The sequence below is a fragment of the Micromonospora zhanjiangensis genome, from assembly GCF_042650605.1.
GTDB lineage: Bacteria > Actinomycetota > Actinomycetes > Mycobacteriales > Micromonosporaceae > Micromonospora_J > Micromonospora_J zhanjiangensis.
Map to the genome: position 1 here is coordinate 130,037 of NZ_JBHSBN010000018.1, position 6,757 is coordinate 136,793.

Consider the following 6,757-nt stretch of genomic DNA (forward strand, 5'->3'; position numbering starts at 1 on the left):
ATTCACTGGCCCAGGCCCAGCTCGTTGTCAAGGACGTCGAACAGGTCGTCGTCGCTGACGAGATCGAGGTCGCCGGAGTCGGTCGAGGTGTCGCCGGCACCGGACTGGCCGCTGTTCCACTTCCACAGCAGGGCCTGGATGCGTGCCGCGATGCGCTGATGCTGGTCGGCGTCGGTTTCGAGGTCGGTCAGCACGGCCTCGAACCGGTCGAGTTCGGAGAGAACGGTGGCGGCCGGGGCGACCGGCTCGGGAGCCACCAGGTCACACAGGTGCTCGGCCAGGGCGTCGACCGTCGGGTGGTCGAAGACCAGGGTGGCGGGCAGCCGCAGACCGGTCGCCGTGTTGAGCCGGTTGCGCAGCTCCAGCGCGGTGAGCGAGTCGAAGCCGAGCTCCTTGAACGTCCGGTCGCTGTGCACCGGGGCGGCGCCGCTGAACCCGAGGACCGCGGCGACACTGTCGCGGACCAGCTCGGCCAGCAGCCCGGTCTGTTCGGTACTGGTCCGGCCGGTGAGCCGGGCCTGCAACGCCGAGGCGCCACCGCCACCGGCACCGGCCGAGTCGGCCACCCGCCGGGCCGGCTGCCGGTCCAGCACCCCGAGCAGCGCCGGCGCGTGTTCCCGCAGCGCCTGCATGTCGGTGCGGGCCGCCAGCACCGCCGCCCGGTCAGCGGTGATCGCCGCGTCGAACAGGTCCAGGCCCTGCTCGGTGCCGAGCGGCAGGAAACCGCCGCGGCCCATCCGCTGCCGGTCGGTGTCGGACAGGTGCCCGGTCATGCCGCTCGCGTCGGCCCACAGACCCCACGCGATCGACGTCGCCGGCAGGCCCCTCGCCCGCCGCTGCTGGGCCACGGCGTCGAGGTACGCGTTCGCCGCCGCGTAGGCGCCCTGCCCGGCGGTGCCCATCGTCCCGGCCGCCGACGAGAACACCACGAAGTGCCGTACCGGGTGGTCGCGGGTCAGCCGGTCCAGGTGGTCCACGCTGTCGGCCTTGGGCCGCAGCGCCGTGTCGATCAGGTCACCGGTCAACCGGTCGACGGTGGCGTCGGCCAGCGCCCCGGCGGTGTGCACCACCGTGGCGAGCGGATGCCCCGGATCGATGCCGTCCAGCAGCCGGCGCAGCGCCCCGGCGTCCCCGGTGTCGGCTGCGGCCAGGGTTACCCGGGCCCCCAAGCTCTCCAGCTCCGCGGTGAGCGCGGCGGCCGATGGGTGCGCCGGCCCCTGCCGGCTGACCAGCAGCAGGTGGCGCACCCCGTGCCGGGTGACCAGGTGCCGCGCGACGTGCCCGCCGAGTGTGCCGGTCGCCCCGGTGATCAGCGCCGTGCCACCGGTGTCGACCGGCGCCGGCAGGGTGAGCACCACCTTGCCGGTGTGCCGGGCCTGGCTCAGGTACCGGAACGCGGCCGGTGCCTGACGGATGTCGAAGGCGGTCGTGCGCAGCGGGGTGACCACCCCCTGCCGGGCGAGTTCCAGCAGGTCCCGCAGCATGCTCTGGACGTAGTCGGGACCCGGGTCCATCACGTCGAACGCCGCGTAGCGCACCCCGGGATGGGCCGCGGCCACCTCCTCGGCGTCCCGGATGTCGGTCTTGCCCATCTCGATGAACCGGCCACCGTCGCCGAGCAGCCGCAGCGAGGCGTTCACGTAGTCGCCCGCCAGACTGTTGAGCACCACGTCGACACCACCGGCGAACGCATGCTCGAAGTCCAGGGTGCGCGACGAGGCGATGTGCGTGCCGGGGTAGCCCATGGCCTGCAGCGTGTCCCACTTGGCGGGGCTCGCCGTGCCGTAAACCTCCAGGCCCCAGTGCCGCGCCAGCTGGGTGGCCGCCATGCCGACACCACCGGTCGCGGCGTGGATCAGCAGCCGCTCGCCCGAGCGCACCCGGGCCAGGTCGCGCAGGCCGTACAGGGCGGTCAGGAACACCACCGGCGCCCCGGCGGCCTCGGCGAACGTCCAGTTCGCCGGCTTGCCGACGAGCAGCCGGCTGTCGGCCACCGACACCGGCCCGATCCGGCCGATCAGCCCCATCACCTCGTCGCCGGGCCGCAGCCCGGTGACGCCCGGGCCGACCTCCAGCACCACACCGGCGCCCTCGGACGCGGCCGGGCGGCCGTCGTCGCGGACCATGCCCAGGGTGATCAGGATGTCCCGGAAGTTGAGGCCCGCGGCGCGGACCGCCAGCCGCACCTGGCCCTCGGCCAGCGGGGCGTTCGCCTCCGGGCACGGGACCAGCTCGAGTCGGTCCAGACTGCCCTTCACCGACGCGTCCAGCTGCCACGGCTCGTCACCGTCCGGGACCGGCAGCCCGGCCAGCTCGGCGGCCCGCCGCAACCGGGGCACCAGCACCGTGTCCGCGCGGAGCGCCAGCTGCGGTTCCCCGGACGCGACCGCCGCCGCCAGGGCGCTCAGCGAGGCGTCCCGCCCATCCACGTCGATCAGCGCAAACCGGCCCGGATGTTCGGTCTGCGCCGACCGGACCAGGCCCCACACCGCAGCCGCGGCCGAGTCGGTGACCTCCTCGCCGGGGTGGGTGGCCAGCGCCTCCCGGGTGACCACGACCAACCGCCGGTCGGCCAGCCGCTCGTCGTCGATCCACGCCTGCAGCAGCGGCAGCACCCGGTCCAGCGCGTCGCGTACCGGCTCGCCGGACACCACGGTGAGGACCGCTCCCGCGGCGTCACCGTCCGTGACCGCGTCGTCGACCGAGGCGGCCGGGCGGACCTGCGGCAACAGGTCCGCCAAGCCCAGCGGGTCACCGCCGAGCAGGGTCAGGCCCGCACCCGGCTCGGTCGCCTCCAGGGCGCCGGGGGCGGGCACCCAGTCGAGGGCGAGCAGGTCGTCGGCGGCCGGCCCGGCGACCTGGGCCGGGCGCACCGGCCGGACCGCCAGCGCGTCCACCCGCAGCACCGGAGCCCCGGCGGCGTCCACGACGTCCAGCGTGTACACGTCCTCGCCAGCCGAAGAGATCCGGGCCCGGACCCGGCCCGCACCGACCGCGCTGAGCGTCACCCCGGACCAGGAGAACGGCAGCCGCGTCTCGGCGCCGTCGGCACTGAACGCCAGCCCGTGCAGGATCGCGTCCAGCAGCGCCGGATGGATGCCGAAGTCACCGGCACCGGCCGCCTCGGGCAGCTCCGCCTCGACGTAGACGTCCCGGCCGCCGCGGCGGACCGCCCGCAGCCCCTGGAACGCCGGGCCGTACTCCAGCCCCAGCCCGGCCAGCTCCGGATAGGCGCCGCCCACCGGCACGTCGACGGTGTGCTCCGGCGGCCACACCCAGCCGGGTGCGGCGGTCTCCGGCGGTGCCGCGACCATGGTGGCCACGGCGTGCCGGCGCCACGGCGCGTCGCCCGCCCGACCGTGGACCTCCAGCTGCCGGCGGCCCTGCTCGTCCGGCTCGGCCAGCAGCACCTGCAGCGACACCACCGTGCCGTCCGGCACCACCAGCGGCGCGTCGATCACCAGTTCCTCGATCGTGCCGCAGCCGGCGTGGTCACCGGCCCGGACGGCGAGGTCCACGAACGCGGCGCCCGGCAGCAGCACACTGCCGAAGACCGAGTGGTCGGCCAGCCACGTCTGCGACCGGGCCGACAGGTGGCCGGTGAACAGGACACCCTGCCCGTCGGCGCGTTCCACCACACCGGTGAGCAGCGGGTGCGGGCCGCCGCCGGCCGCGGCCGTTCCGGTGGCGGCCGGCATCCAGAAGCCGGCGTGGTCGAAGGCGTACGTCGGCAGCTGTGTCACCGGCGCCGCGGGTAGCAGCCGGTCCCAGTCGACCGGGCCGCCGCCGGTGTGCAACTCGGCCACCGAGGTGAGCATGCGGCGCATCCCACCGTCGTCGCGGCGCAGCGATCCGACCACGACCCGGTCGCCGGCCCCGGACGCCTCCACGACCTGCTGCACCCCGACGGTCAGCACCGGGTGGGCGCTGCACTCGACGAAAACGCCGTACCCGTCGGTGAGCAGCCGTTCCACGGTCGCCCCGAAGTGGACCGTCTGCCGCAGGTTGCGCACCCAGTAGTCGGCGTCCAGCCCGGCGGTGTCCACCGGCTCGGCCTCGACGGTGGAGTAGAACGCGATCGGTGCGGTCCGCGGCCGGATGCCGTCGAGCAGCCGCAGCACCTCGTCGCGGATGGCGTCGACGTGCGTCGAGTGCGATGCGTAGTCCACCGGGATGATCCGGGCCCGGACCCCTTCGGCCTCGTACGCCGCGACGAGCGCCGCCAGCTCGGTGGCCGACCCGGAGAGCACCGTCACCGACGGCCCGTTGACCGCGGCGATGCTCACGTCGGTGCCGGCGATGCGCTCGCGCACCCGGTCGGCGGGCAGCGGGACCGAAGCCATGCCGCCCGGGCCGGTGATGGCCCGCAGCGCCTGGCTGCGCAGCGCCACCACGCGGGCGCCGTCGTCGAGGGTGAGCGCACCGGCCACGACGGCCGCGGCGATCTCACCCTGGGAGTGGCCGATCACCGCGCCGGGCCGTACGCCCCAGGACTCCCACACCGCGGCCAGCGACACCATCACCGACCACAGCGCGGGCTGGACCACGTCGACGCGCGTCAGATCGGCCGCGGTCTCGTCACCGTTCAGCGTGGCGATCAGGTCCCAGTCGACGTACGCCGACAGCGCCGCCGCACACTCGTGGATGCGCTCCCGGAACACCGGGGACTCGGCCATCAGCGCCCGGGCCATGCCGGTCCACTGCGAACCCTGCCCCGGGAAGACGAACACGGTCGGCCCCGGCCGGCCGGCAGTGCCGGTGACCACGCCGGGCCCCGCCGTGCCGCCGGCCAGCGCGGTCAGCGCCTGGCGCAGCTCGTCGTGGCCGTCGGCGACCAGCACCGCCCGCTGCTCGAACCGCGCCCGGCCGGTCAGCGACCGCGCCACCGAGGCCTCCGGCACCTCCGGGTGACCGGCGAGGAACTCGGCCAGCCGGTCCGCCTGGCGGTGCAGGGCCGTCTCCGAGCGGGCGCTGAGGACGAAGGCGAGCGGCTGTTCGGCCGGTTCCACGGCCGGGGTCTCGACGGTGGGCGCCTCCTCCAGGATGAGGTGGGCGTTGGTGCCGCTGATGCCGAAGGAGGAGATGCCGGCCCGGCGTTTGACGTCACCCGTCGGCCAGGGCTGGGGCTCGGTGAGCAGGGTGAGTGGGTTGTCGTTCCAGTCGATGTGGCTGGTTGGCGTGTCGACGTGCAGGGTTTGGGGTAGTTGCTGGTTTTGCAGGGCGAGGGTCATCTTGATGACTCCGGCGACTCCGGCGGCGGCCTGCGCGTGGCCGATGTTCGACTTGAGGGAGCCGAGCCACAGGGGCCGCTGGCGGCCGGTGCCGTACGTGTCGGTCAGTGCTTGGGCTTCGATGGGGTCGCCGAGTCGGGTGCCGGTGCCGTGGGCTTCGATGGCGTCGATGTCGTTCGGGGTGAGGCCGGCGTTGGCTAAGGCCTGTTGGATGACGCGTTGTTGGGCGGGGCCGTTGGGTGCGGTGAGTCCGTTGGAGGCGCCGTCCTGGTTGATCGCGGTGCCGCGGATGACGGCGAGGATCGGGTGGCCGTTGGCTTGGGCGTCGGAGAGTTTCTCCAGCAGGAGCATGCCGGCGCCTTCGGCCCAGCCGGTGCCGTCGGCGCTGTCGGCGAACGCCTTGCACCGGCCGTCCGGGGACAGACCCCGCTGCCGGGAGAAACCGACGAAGACGTTCGGGGTGGCGACGACCGTGACCCCGCCGGCCAGCGCCAGACCGCACTCCCCGTTACGCAGGGCCTGGGCCGCCAGGTGGATCGCGACCAGCGACGACGAACACGCCGTGTCGATCGTGACGGCCGGGCCCTGCAGCCCGTACGTGTAGGCGATCCGCCCCGACGCGACACTGCCGCTGACCCCGGTGAGCAGCTGACCCTCGTAGCCGTGTGGCGCGCTGCCGCCGGCGTAGTCGTGGTACATCAGCCCGGTGAAGACGCCGGTCTGCGTCCCGTTCAGGCTGTGCGGGTCGATGCCGGCCCGTTCGAACGTCTCCCAGGTGGTCTCCAGCAGCAGCCGCTGCTGCGGGTCGGTGGCCAGCGCCTCGCGCGGGCTGATCCCGAAGAACTCCGGATCGAACCGGTCGGCGTCGTGCAGGAAACCACCCTGGTTCACATAGCTGGTGCCGGCGTGGTCGGGATCGGGGTGGAACAGGTGGTCCAGGTCCCAGCCCCGGTTGGTGGGGAAGTCACCGATCGCGTCCCGGCCGTCGGCCAGCATCTGCCACAACTGCTCGGGGCTCGACACGTCACCGGGCAGCCGGCAGGCCATGCCCACGATCGCGATCGGCTCGTCCGTACGCGCGGATGCCGTTGCCGTGACCGTGGCACCGCCCGCGGTGAGCCGCCCGGTGAGGTGATCCGCCACCGCCTGCGGGCTCGGGTGGTCGAAGACCAGGCTCGCCGGCAGCGTCAGCCCGCTGGCGGCGGCCAGCCGGTTGCGCAGCTCCAGGGCGGTGAGCGAGTCGAAGCCGAGATCGGTGAACGGCCGCTCCGCGTCGACCGACGCCGCCCCGGTGTGCCCGAGAACCGCCGCCACCTGCTCCCGGACCAGCCGCAGAGCCGCCTGCGGAACCTCCCGCGCCGGCAGCCCGGCCAGACCGCCGCCCCGACGTCGCCGGACCCGTGCGCGGTGGAGTGCGGTGGGGTTGAGGTTGGCGGCGATGAGGGTGGGTGTGGTGGTGGTGAGGGCTTGGTCGAGGAGTTGGAGGGCGTGGGTGGTGGTGAGGGGGGTGGTGCCGGTGGTGGTGA

General features: G+C 74.1%; 1 protein-coding gene. It reads right to left on the minus strand.

Going from position 1 to position 6,757, the window contains the following annotated elements; all coding sequences use genetic code 11:
* Positions 1–2 precede the first annotated feature (2 nt).
* Positions 3–6,757 (minus strand): SDR family NAD(P)-dependent oxidoreductase (locus ACFOX0_RS23280; RefSeq protein WP_377549598.1); only part of this gene is annotated, 6,755 nt, incomplete at its 5' end.